The organism is Desulfomicrobium macestii (assembly GCF_014873765.1).
In the GTDB taxonomy this organism is placed as follows: Bacteria; Desulfobacterota; Desulfovibrionia; order Desulfovibrionales; family Desulfomicrobiaceae; genus Desulfomicrobium; species Desulfomicrobium macestii.
On the sequence record NZ_JADBGG010000017.1, the window covers coordinates 21163 to 39515 of the forward strand.

At 61.0% G+C, this 18353-nt stretch carries 18 protein-coding genes; 10 read left to right on the forward strand and 8 right to left on the reverse strand.

Annotation, left to right across the window (positions count from 1 at the left end; all coding sequences use genetic code 11):
* Nucleotides 1-17: 17 nt before the first annotated feature.
* Together H4684_RS11765 and mutY are read right to left on the reverse strand one after the other, a co-directional pair.
* Nucleotides 18-869, reverse strand: coding sequence for an alpha/beta fold hydrolase (locus H4684_RS11765; protein ID WP_192623883.1), 852 nt, complete (start codon nucleotides 867-869; stop codon nucleotides 18-20).
* On the reverse strand, nucleotides 866-1990 hold the full coding sequence (mutY, locus tag H4684_RS11770) for an A/G-specific adenine glycosylase (RefSeq protein WP_192623884.1): 1125 nt from the start codon (nucleotides 1988-1990) through the stop codon (nucleotides 866-868). Before mutY ends, H4684_RS11765 begins: the two co-directional genes overlap by 4 nt.
* A 210-nt stretch (nucleotides 1991-2200) precedes the next feature.
* On the opposite strand from mutY, the gene H4684_RS11775 reads away from it, so the two are divergent.
* The 10 genes from H4684_RS11775 to H4684_RS11820 all read left to right on the forward strand — a co-directional run bounded on the left by H4684_RS11775 (nucleotide 2201) and on the right by H4684_RS11820 (nucleotide 13336).
* Nucleotides 2201-3202 (forward strand): glycosyltransferase family 2 protein, encoded by a 1002-nt coding sequence (locus tag H4684_RS11775; RefSeq protein WP_192623885.1) that lies wholly within the window; start codon nucleotides 2201-2203, stop codon nucleotides 3200-3202.
* Nucleotides 3203-3241: 39 nt separating this feature from the next.
* Nucleotides 3242-3664, forward strand: coding sequence for a hypothetical protein (locus tag H4684_RS11780; RefSeq protein WP_092191101.1), 423 nt, complete (start codon nucleotides 3242-3244; stop codon nucleotides 3662-3664).
* Nucleotides 3664-5607, forward strand: a complete 1944-nt coding sequence (locus tag H4684_RS11785; RefSeq protein ID WP_192623886.1) for an ABC-F family ATP-binding cassette domain-containing protein — start codon at nucleotides 3664-3666, stop codon at nucleotides 5605-5607. Before H4684_RS11780 ends, H4684_RS11785 begins: the two co-directional genes overlap by 1 nt.
* Nucleotides 5604-6008 (forward strand): (deoxy)nucleoside triphosphate pyrophosphohydrolase, encoded by a 405-nt coding sequence (locus H4684_RS11790; RefSeq protein ID WP_192623887.1) that lies wholly within the window; start codon nucleotides 5604-5606, stop codon nucleotides 6006-6008. Before H4684_RS11785 ends, H4684_RS11790 begins: the two co-directional genes overlap by 4 nt.
* A gap of 66 nt (nucleotides 6009-6074) precedes the next feature.
* Nucleotides 6075-7280, forward strand: a complete 1206-nt coding sequence (locus H4684_RS11795; RefSeq protein WP_192623888.1) for a type II secretion system F family protein — start codon at nucleotides 6075-6077, stop codon at nucleotides 7278-7280.
* Nucleotides 7281-7448: 168 nt separating this feature from the next.
* A complete protein-coding gene (metF, locus tag H4684_RS11800) occupies nucleotides 7449-8336 on the forward strand; it encodes a methylenetetrahydrofolate reductase [NAD(P)H] (protein WP_192623889.1) in 888 nt (295 codons plus the stop codon).
* Nucleotides 8337-8351: 15 nt separating this feature from the next.
* Entirely contained in the window at nucleotides 8352-9380 is a 1029-nt protein-coding gene (locus tag H4684_RS11805; RefSeq protein ID WP_192623890.1) for an aspartate-semialdehyde dehydrogenase, read from the forward strand.
* A gap of 111 nt (nucleotides 9381-9491) precedes the next feature.
* Nucleotides 9492-10442: an aminotransferase class IV gene (locus tag H4684_RS11810; protein ID WP_192623891.1), complete on the forward strand. Its 951-nt coding sequence runs from the start codon at nucleotides 9492-9494 to the stop codon at nucleotides 10440-10442.
* A complete protein-coding gene (locus H4684_RS11815) occupies nucleotides 10439-11521 on the forward strand; it encodes a glycosyltransferase family 4 protein (protein ID WP_192623892.1) in 1083 nt (360 codons plus the stop codon). The genes H4684_RS11810 and H4684_RS11815 overlap by 4 nt, the downstream gene beginning before the upstream one ends.
* Nucleotides 11522-11698: 177 nt before the next feature.
* The gene (locus H4684_RS11820) at nucleotides 11699-13336 is read left to right on the forward strand and encodes an FAD-dependent oxidoreductase (RefSeq protein ID WP_192623893.1); all 1638 of its coding nucleotides are present in this window, start codon (nucleotides 11699-11701) and stop codon (nucleotides 13334-13336) included.
* 39 nt (nucleotides 13337-13375) lie between these two features.
* Here the strand turns inward: H4684_RS11820 and H4684_RS11825 are convergent, their stop codons facing one another.
* From H4684_RS11825 to H4684_RS11850, 6 genes are all read right to left on the reverse strand, one after another.
* Nucleotides 13376-13720, reverse strand: coding sequence for a PilZ domain-containing protein (locus tag H4684_RS11825; RefSeq protein WP_192623894.1), 345 nt, complete (start codon nucleotides 13718-13720; stop codon nucleotides 13376-13378).
* Between the two features lie 310 nt (nucleotides 13721-14030).
* Nucleotides 14031-15035: a tRNA lysidine(34) synthetase TilS gene (gene tilS / locus H4684_RS11830; protein WP_192623895.1), complete on the reverse strand. Its 1005-nt coding sequence runs from the start codon at nucleotides 15033-15035 to the stop codon at nucleotides 14031-14033.
* Between the two features lie 11 nt (nucleotides 15036-15046).
* Complete coding sequence (locus H4684_RS11835; protein ID WP_192623896.1) at nucleotides 15047-15379, reverse strand: hypothetical protein; 333 nt, start codon at nucleotides 15377-15379, stop codon at nucleotides 15047-15049.
* An 11-nt stretch (nucleotides 15380-15390) separates the two neighbouring features.
* Nucleotides 15391-16719 carry a glutamyl-tRNA reductase gene (hemA, locus tag H4684_RS11840; RefSeq protein WP_192623897.1) on the reverse strand — a complete coding sequence of 443 codons (1329 nt, stop codon included), beginning with the start codon at nucleotides 16717-16719 and terminating at the stop codon, nucleotides 15391-15393.
* A gap of 21 nt (nucleotides 16720-16740) precedes the next feature.
* On the reverse strand, nucleotides 16741-17568 hold the full coding sequence (locus H4684_RS11845; RefSeq protein ID WP_192623898.1) for a cytochrome C assembly family protein: 828 nt from the start codon (nucleotides 17566-17568) through the stop codon (nucleotides 16741-16743).
* Nucleotides 17546-18235, reverse strand: coding sequence for a precorrin-2 dehydrogenase/sirohydrochlorin ferrochelatase family protein (locus H4684_RS11850; protein ID WP_192623899.1), 690 nt, complete (start codon nucleotides 18233-18235; stop codon nucleotides 17546-17548). The genes H4684_RS11845 and H4684_RS11850 overlap by 23 nt, the downstream gene beginning before the upstream one ends.
* Between the last annotated feature and the right edge of the window lie 118 nt (nucleotides 18236-18353).

Consider the following 18353-nt stretch of genomic DNA (forward strand, 5'->3'; position numbering starts at 1 on the left):
GCGGGACGGGCGGCGTCTCAGGCAAGATCCCGAACCGTGGCTTGCGACTTAACGTTTGCGCCCTCGGCGCCGATCCAGCGCCGAACTTCCCGGAACACCTCGCGAGAGTGAAGCATGGCCACATGGCTCACCGGCCGTGTGGTCATCTCTTCCCATCCCGGAGCCTTGCAGCGCAGGGCCGCGTTGGGCAGCACCATGTTGTCCGCGGGGGAATGCAGGGCCAGGCGGCGCACGTGGGAGGGCAGCGGCAAGCGCGTGACCGCGCGCACGGTTTCGCCTTCGTAGCGAAGATATCTGCCCAGCGAGGACAGCGCAAAGGGCGAGAGCTTGCTTCCGGCGAAGGGCGTGCCCATGGTCACGAGGCTCTTTACGCGGCTTGAGTCCTCAAGCCCCGCCAGCGCCGACCACAGGAGCAGCCCGCCCATGCTGTGCCCGACCAGATGCACCTCCCGGTCCGGATGCGCGGCCAGCAGGGATTCGAGATCTTTGCGCAGACCGGCGACGGTCTCGTCCCATCCTGAGTTCCAGCTCGCATAGGAGAAGCAGACCGTGGCGAAACCGTGGCCCTGCATCCAGCGTCGAAAGAGAATCCAGGCGCTCTGGTTGTGGAAGAGCCCGTGCACGAGCACCACCAGTTCCCCTCCGCCGCTCGGCTCCTTCCAGAGACGCGGCCACAGACCCAGGGGGTGCAGCAGCAGGATCGCCATTTCGCTGACGATGCTGCGCAGGGCGGTTTTCCCGGCCAGGCTCAGGAAGGGTCCCAGCGGCTTGCCCGCCTGGTTGCTCTCCTCGTAACAGTACAGCGTGTAGGTCAGGAGGGCGAGAATGAGTGTCGTTGCGAGAAAGACGGTCAGCAGAAATGTGATCATGGGTGTACCCTTGCCCGGAATTTCGGATCGTTGTCGAGGTGGCGGACGAGTTTGCGATGACCGGCCGGAAAGGCCAGTTGCATGATTTCGGACCAGTTGGCCCAGCGATGTTCCTGGGCGGCCTGGAGGTTCAGCTCCTCCGGGCTTGAGAGCAGGGTCACGATAAAGGCGTGCAGGGTCACGCGAAAGCGCGTGAAGGAATGTTTGAAGGAGGCGATGGGCTCGGGATGGTTCACGATCAACCGCGTCTCTTCCATGTATTCGCGGATCACGGCCTCCCGCGGCGTCTCTCCCGCTTCCACGACTCCGCCCGGAAACTCCCAGAGGTTGCCCCAGACGTCATCGGCCAGCCTTTTTTGCGTCAGGATGCGGCCGTCGTGGATCAGTATCCCCGTGGCCATGGTCAGATAGATGGGGGAGGGGGCTTTGGCCACGACAGGCCGTTCCTCCTGCACTCCGGCTTCCCTGGCCCGGCACCAGTGCGCCAGGGTGCAGCGCGGGCAGGATGGATTTCTGGGCGTGCAGACGAGGCTGCCGAATTCCATCAGCGCCTGGTTGAAGTCCCGCGCATGTCCTTTTGGCAGGAGGCGCTGCCCGTATTCGCTGATCTCTTTCTGGGCCTGACGGGATTTTACTGGTTGCTCGATGTTGTACAGACGGCTAACGAGCCGTTCGACGTTGGCGTCCACGACGCAGACATCCTGCCCGAAGGCGATGCTGGCGATGGCCCGGGCAGTGTAGGGGCCGATCCCGGGCAGGGCCAGCAGCGCTTCCATCGAGGGCGGCAGGGTTCCGCCGTGGCGCTCCATGACCATTTGCGCCGCCTTGTGCAGATTGCGGGCGCGCGAATAGTAGCCAAGGCCCTCCCAGAGTTTCAGGACCTCGTCTTGCGGAGCCTGCGCCAGACTGCTCACGTCCGGGAAGCGTGCGATCCAGCGTCTGAAGTATTCGACGCCGCGCTCCATCTGGGTCTGCTGGAGCATGATCTCCGAGATCCAGACGTGATAGGGACTGTAGGTCTCACGCCATGGCAGGTCTCGCTTGTGGCGGGAAAACCAGTCCAGCAGGGCGTCTGCGATGAGCGTTTCGGAAGCTGCGCCGTTTGGTGGCAGTGAAGGCATTGACGGGTTTCCGTGGTTCGGGGTTGACGGGATGGATTTACCTTGCGCGGGAAATGTGAAATCTGTGTTCTGCTTTGGTCAGCGCTCGGCGCGCTGTCAAGGGTGGTCCGAAATTGTCGCTCAGGGAGATTTGATGTCTGTTGCTTGTGTCCAGCTTGCGGCCGTGATCGCGGTCCGTGTCCATGACCATTGCTTGGGCGGGTCCGGAGCATGATATCCGTCGCGTTGCCGTGCTACAATTCCGGGGACGGCCTTGCGGCCTGCCTGGACAGCCTGCTGGCCCAGACCTTGGAGGATTTCGAGGTCGTGGCCGTCAACGACGGGTCCCTTGACGACACCCTCGCCCTGCTCCGGAGCTATGCGGCCCGGGATTCCAGAATCCGCGTTTTCGACCGCCCGCACGGGGGCGTGGTGCAGGCCATGAATTTTGCCGTGGAACAGTGCCGGGGCGAGTACGTGGCCCGCATGGACAGCGACGATGTCTGCCTGCCGTGGCGTCTTGAGCTGCAAAAGGCCCATCTTGACCGCCACCCCCACCTGGGCCTGGTCGGCGGGCGGGTCCGCTTCGGCGGCGATCCCGAGACCGGCCGGGGCTACAAGGCCTACGTGGACTGGACCAACACCCTGGTGACGGAGGAGGAGATCTCCCTGTCACGTTTCGTGGAATCGCCTTATGCCAATCCAAGCATAATGTTCCGCAAAGAGCTTGTCAGCCGGTGCGGCCCGTTTTATGACGGCCCGTTTCCCGAAGATTACGAATTTCTGCTGCGCCTGATGGCCGCCGGCGTGCGCATGGACAAGGTTCCCCAGGAGGTGCTGATCTGGAATGATCCGCCTTCCCGGCTCACGCGCACGGACCCCCGCTACGATCCCGATGCATTCTACCGCACCAAGGCCGAATATCTGGCCCGGTGGCTTGCCTTGAGGGGGATAGGTCGGGTGTCGATCATCGGCGGCGGGCGCATCACCCGGCGTCGGGCCCTGATGCTTGAGGAACACGGCATTGTCATCGATTGCTGGCTGGAGGTCGATCAAAACAAGATCGGCGGACGGGCCGGCGGTCGTCCGGTCTGTTCATGGCACGAAGTGGGCGCTCCGCGGGGGGAATTTCTCCTGTCCTATGTGGGGAACAGGGGAGCCGGGGCGCGCATCGCCTCGGAACTGGAAGAGCGGGGCTGGATTGCCGGGATACATTTTCTGCTGGCCGCCTGAAGGGCCGGCATCACACTTTTACACGTTGAGGTGCTTATTATGGATCTGATCAAATTTGCCGAAGAAATGGAGACTGTGCTCAAAGCGGCCGCGACCGAAAGCGAGCTGGTTTCTCCGGCCTCGGAAGACGGCGCCATCTGGGGTTTTGAACTTGGCGAGGACGCCAGCGGCTTTCTGTCCCTGGAATCCAACCAGGGCACCCTCGATGTGCCCACGGTGACCGTGTCCCTGTCCCTGGGTTCCATCGAAGAGGTGAGCAAGGAAGACCTGATGGATCTCTTGATCATCAACGGCGACCTGCTCGGTGCTTCCCTGACCATCACCCCGCCGCTTGGCGAAGAGCAGGAGGAGTTCCTCATGCTGCAGACCAAGTTCGTGGCCTCGGACTTCTCCGAAGACATGTTCAACAAGTCCGTCACTTCCCTCATGACCCAGATGTCCATCTTCTTCGAAGCGGAATAATGTCCAAGATTACCGTTCAAGCTGTTTCCAAGGCGTATTCCGGAGTGGATCTCTTCATGGGTCTGTCCATGGAGGTCCATTCCGGGACCCGTCTTGCCCTGGTTGGCCCCAACGGGTGCGGCAAGTCCACGCTGCTCAGGATCATGGCCGGTGAAACCGCGCCCGATTCCGGCAAGGTGACAGTGCCCAAGGGGTCCCAGATAGGATTCGTGCGTCAGGAACTGGGTGCGGTCGATCTGGCCAAGCCCCTGCAGGAGTTCGTGCTGGAAGTGCTGCCCTCGTGGGGGGAATTCTGGACGCAGTGGCGCGCCGCCCTGGATCGGGGCGACGAGGCCGCCCTGACCCGGCTGCACGACCGGCAGGAGGAACTTGAGCATCAGTACGGGTACAACCCCGAGCACAGGGCTCATGCCATCCTTTCCGGTCTGGGCTTTGCGCCCTCCGTCTTTTCCCGTCCCGTGGGCGAGCTGAGCGGCGGCTGGCGCGAACGGGCCAAACTGGCCCGGGTGCTGGTGGCCGGGGCGGACATCCTCTTTCTGGACGAGCCGACCAACCACCTCGACCTGGAGGCTGTGGAGTGGCTTGAATCCTATGTGCTGAGCTTCGAGGGCGTTCTCGTCTTCGTGGCTCACGATCGCTATTTTCTGGACCGGGTCGCGAACAAGGTCCTGTTTCTCGGCGGCGAGAAGCCCTTCCTGCGGGACGGCAATTTCACCCAGTTTCTGGAATGGAACGCCGAACGCAACGATCAGATCCGGCGACAGGCGGACAAGCTGCGCACGGAAATAGGCAAGAAGCAGGCCTTCGTGGATCGTTTTCGGGCCAAGGCCACCAAGGCCAAACAGGCCCAGAGCCGGCTCGGCCAGATCGGCAAGCTGCAAAGCGAGCTTCAGACCCTGACCCCCGAGACCCGCGCCCGCACCCTGTCTTTTAGCTGGCCCGAGCCCGAGCGGGGCAACCAGACCGTGTTGTCCGCCGTGGAACTGTCCTTTTCCTTTCCGGATTCGGCCCTGTTTTCGGACCTGTCCTTCAACATCTATCGCGGTCAGAAAATCGGCCTGGTAGGTCCCAACGGCCGAGGCAAATCGACCCTGATCAAGCTCATCACCGGCCAGTTGAAGCCGAGCCAGGGGCGGATCAACATGGGGTCGAGCATCGTCACCGGATACTTCAGCCAGCACCAGACCGACATCGTGCGCCCGACCTTCACGGTCATGTCCGAGATCAAGCGGCTGGCCTCGCCGTCATGCACGGATCTGCAACTCAAGTCCGCCCTTGGCCTGTTCATGCTCGGCGAACGCTACTGGGAAAAGAAGGTCGAGGACCTGAGCGGCGGTGAAAAGAACCGTCTGGTGCTGAGTACCCTTTTCCTGAGCCGGGCCAATTTCCTCATTCTGGACGAACCGACCAACCATCTGGACATGGAGAGCCGCGAGGCCCTCATGGACGCGCTCTCGGCGTATCAGGGCACCATGCTGGTGGTCGCCCATGACAGGTACCTCTTGAGCGAGGTGGTGAGCGAAATCTGGGAGCTGCATGCCGACGGCATCGAGGTGCATCAGTGCGGCTTTGACGAATACCACGCCCGCAAGAAGGCGCGGGAGGCGCAGGAGCAGGAAAAGCCCGACATGACACGCGCGGTGCGCAACGAGCAGAAGCTCAAGAAGCGCGAGCAGGCCGAGATGCGCAACAGGATCTACCAGCAGCTCAAGCCCCTGCGCAAGAAATACGAGAAACTGGAAGCCGAGCTTGAAGCCAATCTGGTCGAGCAGGAAACCCTGGAGACGCGGCTGGCCGACCCTGCAACCTACGAGGACGTGGCCCTGTCCCGGGAACTCGGGCAGCGTTTCGCGGCCTTGCAGGACAGGGCCGAAGAGCTGATGTCGGATCTGGCCTATCTGGAAAAGGAACTCCAGGAGCTTGAGATTCAGAGGGATGCATGAGCGCGGACGCCATTGACGTGGTGGCCGCGATCATCGTGCGCGAAGGCAGGTTCCTGGCCGCCCGGCGCTCGGCATCCATGACCGAGCCGGGATTCTGGGAGTTTCCGGGCGGCAAGGTCGAGGCCGAGGAGACGCTTGGTCAGGCACTTGTGCGGGAACTGGAAGAGGAATTATCCATTGCAATAGATGCTTTTTCCCTCTGGAAAGTAAAGGAAAAAAAGGTTAAGGCAGGTGCAATTCGGCTCTTCTTTCATCTTGTGACGGAATTTTCCGGCGCACCAACGCCGCGTGAAGGTCAGGAACTGGCCTGGATCACTTGTGAAGAAGCCCGGGGTTACTCTTTTTTGCCGGCCGACGAGGAAATTCTGTCCGAACTTTCTGCATGCCTGCAAACGCCTTGACCCCTCACCGGATTCGCGGCAGCGATTGGTTACGTATTTTTCCGACCCAACTTCTGGAGGACGTTCATGCCTGTCTTCATCTATAAGGCTAAAACACGCGGCGGTAGATCAGTCAAAGGGGATTTGGACGCTCCAAGCCTTGAATTTGCCGAAAACATCCTGCGGCGCAAGGGATATGGCAATGTCCGGGTCAAACCAAAACCCAAGGACATCCTGGAAGGCACCTTTCTTGAGGGCGGTGTGTCCGATCGGGACATGGTCGTCTTCAGTCGGCAGTTCGCCACCATGATCAATGCAGGCGTGCCCATCCTGCAGGCCTTGCAGATCATGTGCGAGCAGACCGAAAATCCGAAGCTGCGCCGCAAACTCTACGCGGTCAGAAACGACATCGAGGGCGGCAGCTCCCTGTACGAAGCCCTCAAAAAGCATTCCGACATTTTTGACGTCCTCTACTCCAACATGGTCAACGCCGGCGAGACCGGCGGTATCCTGGACCAGGTCCTGCTGCGTCTGGCCGAATACATCGAAAAAGCCGCCAAGCTCAAAGCCAAGATCAAGGGTGCCATGATTTATCCGGGCGTGGTCGTGACCGTGGCCGTGGCGGTCATCGCGGTCATCCTCATCTTCGTTATCCCGACCTTCGAGCAGATGTTCCGTGAATCCGGCGGCGCGCTTCCCCTGCCGACCCAGATAGTCATCAACATGAGTAATTTCGTCATCAACAATTTCATGTTGCTTGTCGCGGGTATCATCGCCTTTATTGTCGCCTTCAAGTTCTTCTACAAATGGGAGAAGGGGCAGATCCTAGTCGACCGCTGGATCCTTTTCGTGCCCGTCTTCGGGCCCCTGCTGCGCAAGGCCGCCGTGGCCAAGTTCAGCCGGACGCTGGCCACCATGGTCTCAAGCGGCGTGCCGATCCTGAACGCCCTCGACATCGTCTCGCGCACATCGGGCAACAAGACCGTCGAGAAGGGCGTGCTCGAAGCCAAGAAATCCATCGCCGAGGGCCAGAGCCTGGCCGAGCCCCTGGATGACACGGGCGTCTTTCCCCCCATGGTCATCCACATGATAGCCATCGGCGAGACCACGGGCGCCCTTGACTCCATGCTCTCGAAAATCGCGGATTTCTACGATGACGAGGTCGATGTGGCCGTGGACGCCCTGACTTCACTCATCGAACCCATCATGATCGTTTTTCTTGGCGTGGTCGTGGGTGGACTGGTCATCAGCATGTACCTGCCCATCTTCTCCATCGCCGACACCGTAGCCTGACAGGTCGCCCAAAACGGCGACCTGCTGCGTCAGCGAAAAAAGCCAGACCGCTTGTGCATGCGCATGACTGCGCGTCCTGGCTTTTTCGCGTCCATGCATCTCACCATTTTTCAAGCGGCCTGTGAATTTTGAATTGCTCAACAATCAGCTAAAGTCCGGGAGTTTTTCGTGCGCATTGCCCAGTTGCTCCAGCGGCAGGAACCATTCCTGTCGCTGGAGTTCTTTCCCCCCAAGGACCGGGCGCAGTGGCCCGGTTTTTTTGACGTGGTACGCCAACTGCGCGACCTTGGCCCCCTGTTCTGCTCCGTGACCTACGGCGCGGGCGGGAGCACTCAGCACAACACGCTTGAGATCGTGACCCGCATGAAGCAGGAGTACGGCCTTGAGCCGCTGGCGCACCTGACCTGTGTCGGCGCGGACAGGGCGCGCATCGGCTCCTTCCTGTCCGGTCTGGCCCAGGCTGGGGTGGACAACGTCCTGGCCCTGCGCGGCGATCCTCCGCGCGGCGAGAGCACCTTCACACCCGACAGCGAGGAGTTCCAGCACGGCAGCGATCTGGTCTCCTTCATCCGGCAGGATTTTTCCGATCTGTCCATCGGCGTGGCCGGGTATCCCGAAAAGCATCCCGAGGCCCCAAGCATGGATGACGATCTTGAGCGCCTGCGGCACAAGGTGGCCTGCGGGGCGGATTTCATCATCACGCAGCTATTTTTCGACAACGACGCCTATTTCGATTTCGTGGCCCGGGCCAGGGCGGTCGGCATCGGCGTGCCCATCATTCCGGGTATTCTGCCGGTCCAGAACCTGGCGGCCCTGAAGCGGATGCTTTCCTTTTGCGGCGCTTCCGTGCCCGAAGGCTACATGAGCGACCTGGAACACGTGCACAAGGTCTACGGAGAGAGCGGGGTGCGGGGACTGGGGCTTGGCTACGCCAAGAGCCAGATCCGAAATCTGCTTGACCGGGGAGCCCCTGGAGTGCATCTCTACACTCTTAACAAAGCTGACACTTGCCTTGATATCTGGAAGGATTTTTTGCGCAGGGACGGGCTGAAGTAACATATTTTGGAGGCGATGATGAAGAAGAATCCCGTAGTGGCCGTGGTTGGCGCGACTGGCGCCGTTGGCAGAGAGATGCTCGATACGTTGGTTCGCCGGAATTTTCCCCACGCGGAAGTGCGGGCTCTTGCCTCTTCGCGCTCCGCAGGCAGCAAGGTGGAATTCGGTTCGAAGACGCTGACGGTGCAGGAGTTGACCGAAGATTCCTTCGTCGGCGTTGATCTGGCCCTTTTTTCCGCCGGTGGCTCCACGTCCGAGAAATTTGCGCCCTGCGCGGTCAAGTCCGGCTGCGTGGTGGTCGACAACTCCAGCGCCTGGCGCATGGACCCGGCCGTTCCCCTGGTCGTGCCCGAAGTCAATCCGGACGACCTTTCCTGGCACAAGGGCATCATCGCCAACCCCAACTGTTCGACCATCCAGATGGTCGTGGCCCTGAAACCCATCCATGACGCGGCCCGCATCAAGCGTGTCGTGGTCTCCACCTATCAGGCTGTTTCCGGCACCGGCCAGAAGGCCATCGTCGAACTGGAAAATCAGGTGCGCCAGCTTTTCAACGGTCAGGAGAGCACCAATTCGGTCTATCCGCATCGCATCGCCTTCAACTGCCTGCCGCAGATCGACGTCTTCCTGGACAACGAGTACACCAAGGAAGAGATGAAGATGGTCCTTGAGACCAAGAAGATCATGGGCGACGACTCCATCCGCCTCACGGCCACAACGGTGCGCGTGCCGGTCTTCTACGGGCACAGCGAGAGCGTGAACATCGAGACCGAGAAGAAGCTGACCTCCAAGGAGGCCCGCGCCATCCTGTCCCAGGCTCCCGGCGTGCGCGTTCTCGATAATCCTGGCGAGAAGATCTATCCCATGCCCATTCTCGCGGCGGGCGAGGATGAAACCTTCGTGGGCCGCATCCGCGAGGACGAGAGCATCGAGAACGGCCTGAACATGTTCATCGTGGCCGACAACATCCGTAAGGGAGCGGCCCTGAACGCCGTTCAGATCGCGGAAGTGCTCCTGGAAAGAGGTCTTTTGCGCATAGCGTAAACGCTGGACGCGTTTTCTGGTTTGTCCGCACGCCCCGAACCGAATATCGGCTTGGGGCGTGTTTTGCGAGCGGGGCGCAATGAAGCGCGGCTTGCTGTCATGGAGGGAAAAATGGTCGAAATCGGCAATGAGCAGCTTTTTTGGGAACGGTTGCAGGCACTCCCGCGTCCCGGCGAGGAGAATTTCCTGGCTTTCTACGATCACCGGCTGGGTGCGATTTTCACCAATCCGCGCCTCATGCTCATCCCCCTCGATGACCATCTCGTACATCGCGGCGACGGCGTTTTCGAGGCGCTGCGCTTCGAGGACGGGGCCATCTATCAGCTGGGCGAGCATCTGCTGCGTCTGGAGCGTTCCGCAGGTGCCATCGGTCTTGCGCTGCCGATCGGCACCGCCGAACTCGATGACCTGATCCGGCAGGTCTGCGTGGTCAGCAAGGCGGACGAAGGCAATGTCATGGTTTTTGTGGGGCGCGGTCCCGGCGGGTTCACCCTGGATACCCGCGAATGCCCGCACCCGAGCCTTTACATCGTGGCCAAGCGCTTCGCCCGCAAGCCCGAATCCTTCTGGACCGCCGGGGTCAGCGCGGTGCGCACGCGCATTCCGGCCAAACAGGGCTGGATGTCCCAGATCAAGAGCGTGAACTATCTGCCCAACGTGCTCATGAAAAAGGACGCCGTGGAGCAGGGCGCCGACTACCCGCTGTGCTTCGACGGCGACGGATTCCTGGCCGAAGGCTCCACCGAGAACGCGGTGCTGGTGGACCGGGACGGGGTTTTCGTCGTGCCGGAGCTCAAGAATGCCCTCATGGGCACGACCCTCAAACGGGCCATGAGCCTGGCCGGAGGTTTCATGCCGGTCGCCACCCGTCCCGTGCCCGAGTCCGAACTTTACGACTGCCGCGAGATCATTCTTCTCGGCACGAGCATCGACGCGGTCGGCGTGGTCCGGTACAACGGCCGCGTCGTGGGCGACGGCGTCCCCGGCCCGGTCAGCCTGCGTCTGCGCGAACTGCTGGTGGCGGACCGCAAGGCCCATGGCCAGCCGCTGCTGCGGACATGAACGATCAGATGGCGGCCAGTGACAGGGCGGCGCTCGGGGCTGCGGGGGTGACGCATCTGGATCTTGGATGCGAATACCGCGGAGGCCAGCGCCAGGTCATTTATCTTGCCGTTGAGCAGCACAAGGCCGGGATGCAGGTGCTCGTGGCCGCGCCGCAGGGTTCGCCCATCCTTGATGCGGCCCTTGAGTCCGGGCTGGCGATTGCGCCGTTGCCCCGCAGGCGTGATTACCATCCCCTGAATCTGGCCGCGCTGCTCGGCTTGCTTCCTGCCTCTCCCCATATCCTTCATACCCACGATTCCCGCGCCGCCTCGCTTGGGGCCTTGGCGCATCTCTGCAGGCGCGACCTGACCCTGATCCATTCCCGGAGGGTATCCTATGCCCTGGGCCAAGGCTGGAGCCGCTGGAAATACCGGCTCGGGGCCTTGGTGGCTTGCGTCAGCCGGGAAGTTGAGGATGTGGTTCGCCGCGCTGGAGTTTCCCGCACCGTGGTCATTCCAAGCGCCATCGTGCTCGACAGGTACTCCCGCAGGAAGCCCGGGAACCGGGGGCGGGTGGGCCTCATCGGCGCCCTTTCCCCGCAGAAGGGGCATGCCCAGTTTTTTCGGGCCCTGTCTTTGCTGGCGCAGGTCCCGGAAGTCTGGGTCATCGGCGAAGGGGCTTTGAAGGCGGATCTTGTGCGACAGGCCGAAAGTCTGGGCCTCTCAGGGCGGATCGTGTGGAAAGGACACGTCGAAAGCGCCCAGGTTCTCCCCAGCCTTGACATTCTGGTTGTGCCCTCGGCTCATGGCGAGGGATCGAGTGGGGTGGTCAAGGAGGGATGGGCTTCGGGCGTGCCCGTGATCTGTTCCGATCTTCCCGCGAATCTCGAGCTGGTCCGCGACGAGGCCAACGGGCTCGTCTTCGCCAATGGCGATCCGTCTGCCCTTGCGCGGCAAATTGGGCGCCTGCTTGAAGACTCTGCCCTAGGTGAAAAGCTCGCCCGGGCAGGAAACCATGATGTCGCGGCCTATGATGCATCCGCGATGCATACTGCATATCTGCGGGCCTACGCCTCGGTTCTTTCTCCCCTTCCCTGACGGTCGATCAAGGCCTCCATGGCCTTTGCATCGTTTTGGCTTTCTCCTCGAATCCCTTTTTTTCTCACTGTCCCCGCGTGACGTTTCATCGCAACCGTTGCCGGTGCTTTGACAAATGCGCGGAAGACGTTAGAGGAAAAGTTCGCATTGCTCGTCACTCTTTCTCCGGAGGTTTTCATGACCAAAGCCAACAAAAAAGACGAATGGTTTCTGCCCGAGGATCAACGCAAGGCCCTGGCCTCCTACCTCAAGGATTTCAAGGAAGTGGTGCCGGTGCACCTGTTCGTGAAATCCGGTCAGAACGATGCCTACGCCGATTTTGCGCAAAATCTCATGAAGGATCTCGTTCGCCTCACCGACAAGGTCACCTTGAGCGTGCACTCGGAAGATGACGCGGCCAACAGCAAATACGCAGTGGAGCGTTTCCCGACGCTGCTCATAGCTCCCGAGAAATATTCCATCCGTTTCACAGGAGCCCCGGCCGGCGAGGAAGGGCAGGCCTTTTTGCATGCCCTGATGATGGTCTCCACGGGCAAGAGCTTCCTGTCCGAGCACAGCAGGGAGCTGCTGGAGGAATTGCAGGAGCCTCGTCAGGTCAAGGTCTTTGTCAGCCCGACCTGTCCGTACTGTCCCGGGCAGTGCGTCAACGCCATCAAGGCGGCCGTCGAGAAGCCGCTCCTGGTCAGCGTCGAGTGCGTCGAGACCGGGGAGAACCCAGAGTATGCCGAGGAGTATTCCGTAGGCTCCATCCCGCATACGGTTTACGATGAAAAGCTCTCCACCGTGGGCATGGAATCGGAGCTGGCCTTTGTCGTTCAGCTTTTGACCCTCAAGGCCGCCAAGGACCTGGCCGAGGAAAGGGAAGGCGTGGACGCTGCGAATGCGAGTCATCACGACGTGGTCATCATCGGGTCGGGGCCTGCCGGACTTACGGCCGGAATCTACGCCAAACGCGCCGGTCTCGATGCCGTGGTCCTGGAAAAAGGCATTGTCGGCGGCCTGGTCAGCATCACCCCGGAAGTGGAGAACTATCCCGGTTTCATAAACATCGGCGGCAAGATGCTCATGGACATGATCCACGAGCAGGCCAAACAGTACGTGGACGTCATCACCGGTCAGACCGTCGAGGAAATCAAGATAGGCCGGAATATCGAGGTCCTGACCCAGGATCGGGTTTTCCTGGCGGATGCCGTGATCTACGCGGCGGGGGCGGCCTGGAAGAAGCTCGAAGTGCCCGGCGAGGATCGTTTCATGAGCAAGGGCGTGTCCTTTTGCGCCTCCTGTGATGGATTCATGTTCAAGGGCAAGAAGGTTGCCGTCGTCGGAGGGGGAAACACCGCCCTGACCGACGCCCTGCATCTGAAGAATCTGGGCGTGGACGTGTTCATCGTGCATCGCCGCGACAGCTTTCGGGCCGAACAGCACCTTGTCGATTCCGTGCTCAGGGAGGAAATCCCCGTGCGCTGGAACAGCGTCGTGGAAGAGATCGGGGGCAAGGAGACTCTTCGCTTCATAAGCCTCAGGCATGTCAAGAGCGGTGAGACGGAGCGGGTCGATGTGGACGGGGTCTTTCTGGCCATCGGCATCGTGCCCAACGTGCAGGCCGTGTCCCATCTGGGCCTGGCCCAGGAACTGGGCGGCTATATCCGCGTCGACAGACAGGGGCGGACCAGCATTCCGCGCATCTATGCGGCCGGAGATATCACCGGGGGAGTGCAGCAGATCGTTACGGCCGTCAGCGAGGGCGCTTCGGCGGCCATGGCGGTTTTCGAGGATCTGACGAGACGCAAGGCTGAATTGGCCGCGCGCAAATGAAAATGGCCCTGCAAAGGGCCATGAACCTGCCGCGCACGGTCAGCTTTCCGGAGGGACCGAAGACAGATAGCGCAGACCTACCCCGTACTCGGCGTTGGAATCGGGCAGGTTTTTTTTCCAGATGACCTTCGCGTAATAACATGTCTTTGGGTTGCGATATTCCTCCATTGGGTTCTGGAGTTCTTCGTTTTCCAGAACTTCGATGAGCAGATTGGCGCCGAGCTTCGGCGGAGGGTAGTTCAATTCCAGATACATGCCGGTGCTGCTGTAATTGATCATCCTGGCAGTCCGGCATTCATCCTGTTCTCCGGCGCAAAAGCGGATGACGGCATTGTGCGGAATGCGATCCTTTTCCCGATTGTCTCTCGTGTTTCTGACTCTCATGCGTACCTCGTCCTTTCTGAGGCGTCAGGCTGCGTGAACCCGAACTACCTATTTGTCCGTATTTAATAAGCAAATTACATGCCAAATAGTGCGAATTTTTGTATCCGTGTACCTCGGTATGGATACGGAGCGCAATCGGTCGGGTGAAGAAATTGTTCCAGTTTTGCCGGATCAATCTTGGATGCGGATCATCCAGGCGGATCAGATTATGGGATGATTCTGTTTTTATATTTCGGGCTTTTGGCGGTGAAAACCGCCGTGACTTTGAATCTGGAGGGAAGGGTGGGGCAGCTTCCGGAAATTCCGGATTTTACGGAGTCCGTTTTTGGAAGTGAAAACGGATGCCGCCTGGTTCCACGGAGGCGATCTTGTCGCCGGGAAACTGAATGGTCCGACCACAATTTTTGCGCACCCAGGCCTTGTCGAGGAGCAAAAGATGGCTCGCCAGGGTTTGACCCGGACCCATGGAGTCAAGGATGGTCTTGTAGAGGCGCAGGCGTTTTGCCTGATGCCCGCAAAGCAATGCCGAATCCAGCAGAAAATCCCGCCCCGGGGCGGGCAGTTCCGGCAGTTCCCGGTTCCAGTATTCCTCGTCGATGCGGGCCTGGGTCCAGAGCTGCGTGGCGGTCTTGAAAAGCGAGGGATTTTCGCGGCGCAGGAGCGGCAGGATGTCATGGCGGACCCTGTTGCGGGTGCGCTCCGGCGAGGCGTTGGACAGGTCTTCGCACCAATCTGTCCCGGTTTCTTCCAAAAAGGCGCGCAGTTCGCGTTTTTCCCAATCAAGCAGCGGCCGCAGCAGGGCGCGTCCAGGGTCCACGCCCGGCATTCCGCCAAGGCCGGGCCAGCCCGTGCCGCGCAGCAGTCGCATGATGATGTCTTCGGTCAGATCGTCGCCATGGTGGGCCGTCACGACCCAGTCCGCTCGCTGATTCCGGCGTACGGAATCCAGAAATGCATAGCGCGCCCGGCGGGCGCATTCCTCCTGGCCCTGTCCTGACGTGGCCTGAAGCGCGGGGACGTCGAGCCGCGCCGTGTGGACGGAGATTTCAAGCCGCGCGCAGACCGCCTCGGCGTGCTCCAGTTCCCGGTCCGATTCGGGCCTGAGCCCGTGATGGGCATGGGCGGCGACAAGGGTGAGGTCAAGCGGCGCTCGCAGCAGGGCGAGCAGGTGCAGGAGGGCCGTGGAATCGAGGCCCGTGGAATAGGCGACCACCAGGCGCGTGCCCCGCAGATCGACTCCAAGGGTCTCCCGGCAGAAGCGCGGGATGCCAAGGCAGCGCCGGGCCAGGTGTCGGGGAAGCTCCTGAAGTCGCATGGTCTTTGGGATTAGAGGGGAATGTTCAGGTCTTTCAGCAGGTTTTCCAAGTAGGAGATCATGTGTTCCTGCTGCTCGGGAGTGGCGTAGGCGATGCATGCGCAGCGCAGAATGCGCTTGGCCCGGACGAGGAGTTCAAGCCGGACCCAGTCGCGCCCGGTTTCAACGGCCATGTAGAACGGTCCGCATTCGGGGGCGTGCTCCTGCTGCATGGGCGTGAGCAACGAGGGCGGCAGGTTGAAGTGATAGAGGTGCTTGATGCTCAGCATTTCCTGCTCCTTGAGCCTGCTTTCGAGCTTTTCCATGTCTTCAGGGGTGATTTCGTCAATGACAAAGGCGCGCATGGGATTCTCCGTTATTTGCTGCCGGTCTGGGGCTTTCGGTCCAGATGGGCGTCCTCGGGGATGGCTTCCTCGTCCAGATTGAACATCCGGCGGGCGTTGTGGATGAAACGCTGGGCCGACCCTTCTTCCAGAGAGCGGCGCTTGAGGTAGCTGATGGGCTCGTGATAGATCTTGTGGCACAGGGATTTGGCCAGTCGTTCAAGGATGGCGACCATCTGCGGGTCCGGGTTGGGGCCGAGCTGCTTGATGGATTTCCTGAGTTCCTTGCGTGCGATGCATTCACCCTGGTCCAGCAGCGCGACGATGGTCGGCTGCAGGGCCAGACCGTCACGCCAGCGCATGAAGGCCATGACCTCCTCGGCCACGATGCCCCGCGCTTTCTGCGCCTCCTGCATCCTTCCGGCCAGGTTCTCCTCGACCACTTCCTTGAGATCGTCGATGTCGTAGAGATAGACGTTGTCGAGCCCGTTGATGTCGGGATCGATGTCGCGCGGTACGGCGATGTCGATGAAGAAGATCGGCTTGTGGCGGCGCTTGCGCAATACGTCCTTCATGTCCTTGGCGCGGATGATGGCCGTGGGCGAACCCGTGGAGCTGATGACGATGTCCGTTTCAAGAAGCGCCTGATGCAACTCCTCGAAGGGCATGGCGCGCCCCTTGAATTGTCTGGCCAGCTCCTCGCCCTTGGCCAGGGTGCGATTGACCACGGTGATGTCGCGCACGCCCGAGGAAAGAAGGTGCGTCGCCGCCAGTTCGGCCATTTCCCCCGCGCCGATCAAGAGGGCGCGGTGGTTGGTCAGGTCGGTGAAGATCTTGCGCGCCAGTTCCACGGCCGCATAGCTGATGGATACGGCGCTGGAGGCGATGGCCGTCTCGGTGCGGACCCTCTTGGCCGTGGAAAAGGCCTTGTGCAGCAAGCGGTTGACGATGACCTTGGCCACGCCTTTTTCCACGGCGTTGCGGTAGGCCGTCTTGAGCTGACCCAGAATCTGGGGCTCGCCCAGGATCATGGAATCGAGGCTGGAGGCCACGGTGAAGAGGTGGTTTACGGCATCGTCGCCGACGTGACAGTAGGTGTGACCCTCCAGATCGCCGGAGGGCTGTCCGCACTGGTCGGCCCAAAAGCGCAGGATTCTTGCGCGCATGTCCGCTTCTTCCGATCCGACGACCAGAAATTCGACGCGGTTGCAGGTCGAGAGGATCATGGCTTCGCTCACGGCTCCGGCGTCGCTGACCAGTCCGGTGGCGGCGGGGTCGCAATCGTTCAGCGCGAAACGTTCCCTGATGTCGACACCGGCTGTCTTGTGATTCAAACCAACGAGATAGATTTCCTGATTCATGGATTGGTGATGTCTATAGGATTACTGTCTAAAGCTATGGTGTGACGGCAACAGGAAGTTGACCCCGACCAGGGACACAAGACAAAGAATGAAAAGGATTATGGCCGTTTTGGCTGGTTTGCGGCCCCGCCAGCCCAGCGCCATGCGCTGATGGAAAAGCAGGGCGAAAAGGACCCATATGACGATGGAGATCAGTTCCTTGGGGTCCCAACTGATTACCTTCTTCCAGGTGAAGGAGGCCCACAGAAATCCGGCCAGCAGGCTAATGGTGTAAAGCGGGAATCCGATGCTCACCGCCCAGTGGTTGGCTTTGTCGAAGGTCTCAAGGGATGGCAGTTCCTTGGAGAAGCCGGGCAGCTTGGCCTTGGTCTTGATCAGCCGTTCCAGGTGCAGATAGGCCACCCCGGCGCCAAAGGCCATGGCGATGAGCGCGAGCGAGACGAAGATGGTGCCGACATGCAGGCTGAACCACAATACGCTGAACTGTTCGGGCACGGCCAGGACCTGGGTGCGTACTGCCAGGGACGAACTGAAGAGGATCAGCGCCAGTGGCGCGGTGATCATGGATAGAAAATCATGCTTGAGGCGCCACCACAGGACAAAAAAGATGAGCACGAAAAACCAGGCCATGAGGCTCATGTAGAACTGGCCATGCTGCAGGTTGGCGGCCCCCAGTTCAAGAGAGCGCAGGGCCAGGTCCACGGTGTGCAGTCCGAAGGCCGCAGCTGATGTCCAGGCCGCGAGGCGTTTGAGGAACGCGCGGCGCAGGACCAGTCCCAGGGGGTACGAAACCGAGCCTGACAGGTAGAGCAGTACTATGATCAGTTCAAAAAGTCGGGAAGCAGTCATCACACCATTCTCCGATTCTTGTATGCAGGTCAGTGGGAAGCACGCTCCGGAGCAGTTCCAGACAGCCGTGCCGGTCGTCGTTTCTGATCAGGTCCGGCAGGGAGGAGGCGGCCAGCCTGCGAAAGATCTCCCTGTTCTCGCCGCTGCTTCGCCCAAGGGCCAGAAGCGCGGTTCTGATGTCGGCCAGAAGGCGGGTCATGGCCTCGTATTCCGGTCCGTATCGCGTTTCCAGATCCCGGCGGATGACCCGGGCCAGGGCCGGGCTGGCTCCGCTGGTGGAAATGGAGATGGTCAGATCGCCGCGGGTGATGCTGGCCGGGAGCACGAAACTGCCGTGCTCGGGGGCATCGGTCATGTTGCACAGAATCCCCCGCTCCATGCAGATCCGCCCGATTGCGTCGTTCACGGCGCGATCGCTGGTGCAGGCAAAGACCAGCCGCGCCCGGTCCAGGTCCGTTTCGGCGAAGGGCCGCTGTTCATACGAGAAGTTGCCCTGCCTTGCAAGAAGCTCGGTCAGTCCGGTGCTCGGCGGCGCGGGATCGACGGCCGTGACCATTTCCGGGCCGCATTGCAGCAGCCCCTCGATCTTGCGCAGGCCGACTTCGCCGGCGCCGACGACCAGGCACTGCATGCCGGTCAGATCCAAAAGCAGAGGGTAGTAACGCATGCCCGCCGTCTAGCAGAGCGGGCCCCGCTTGTCCAAGACGTCAGGGGCCCGGTCCCGCCCTGCCTGGTCCTGCCGGCTGAGAGGGCCTGATAATCCGGGGAGTTCTGGACTTTTGCGG

Bases quoted from the DNA above. Each gene is read 5' to 3' on its own strand.
- H4684_RS11785 (WP_192623886.1), top strand. From the start codon at position 3,664: ATGTCCAAGATTACCGTTCAAGCTGTTTCCAAGGCGTATTCCGGAGTG.
- H4684_RS11810 (WP_192623891.1), top strand. From the start codon at position 9,492: ATGGTCGAAATCGGCAATGAGCAGCTTTTTTGGGAACGGTTGCAGGCA.
- H4684_RS11820 (WP_192623893.1), top strand. From the start codon at position 11,699: ATGACCAAAGCCAACAAAAAAGACGAATGGTTTCTGCCCGAGGATCAA.
- tilS (WP_192623895.1), bottom strand. From the start codon at position 15,035: ATGCGACTTCAGGAGCTTCCCCGACACCTGGCCCGGCGCTGCCTTGGC.
- H4684_RS11790 (WP_192623887.1), top strand. From the start codon at position 5,604: ATGAGCGCGGACGCCATTGACGTGGTGGCCGCGATCATCGTGCGCGAA.
- H4684_RS11780 (WP_092191101.1), top strand. From the start codon at position 3,242: ATGGATCTGATCAAATTTGCCGAAGAAATGGAGACTGTGCTCAAAGCG.
- H4684_RS11795 (WP_192623888.1), top strand. From the start codon at position 6,075: ATGCCTGTCTTCATCTATAAGGCTAAAACACGCGGCGGTAGATCAGTC.
- H4684_RS11835 (WP_192623896.1), bottom strand. From the start codon at position 15,379: ATGCGCGCCTTTGTCATTGACGAAATCACCCCTGAAGACATGGAAAAG.
- H4684_RS11845 (WP_192623898.1), bottom strand. From the start codon at position 17,568: ATGACTGCTTCCCGACTTTTTGAACTGATCATAGTACTGCTCTACCTG.
- H4684_RS11765 (WP_192623883.1), bottom strand. From the start codon at position 869: ATGATCACATTTCTGCTGACCGTCTTTCTCGCAACGACACTCATTCTC.
- H4684_RS11775 (WP_192623885.1), top strand. From the start codon at position 2,201: ATGATATCCGTCGCGTTGCCGTGCTACAATTCCGGGGACGGCCTTGCG.
- H4684_RS11850 (WP_192623899.1), bottom strand. From the start codon at position 18,235: ATGCGTTACTACCCTCTGCTTTTGGATCTGACCGGCATGCAGTGCCTG.
- H4684_RS11805 (WP_192623890.1), top strand. From the start codon at position 8,352: ATGATGAAGAAGAATCCCGTAGTGGCCGTGGTTGGCGCGACTGGCGCC.
- mutY (WP_192623884.1), bottom strand. From the start codon at position 1,990: ATGCCTTCACTGCCACCAAACGGCGCAGCTTCCGAAACGCTCATCGCA.
- H4684_RS11825 (WP_192623894.1), bottom strand. From the start codon at position 13,720: ATGAGAGTCAGAAACACGAGAGACAATCGGGAAAAGGATCGCATTCCG.
- hemA (WP_192623897.1), bottom strand. From the start codon at position 16,719: ATGAATCAGGAAATCTATCTCGTTGGTTTGAATCACAAGACAGCCGGT.
- H4684_RS11815 (WP_192623892.1), top strand. From the start codon at position 10,439: ATGAACGATCAGATGGCGGCCAGTGACAGGGCGGCGCTCGGGGCTGCG.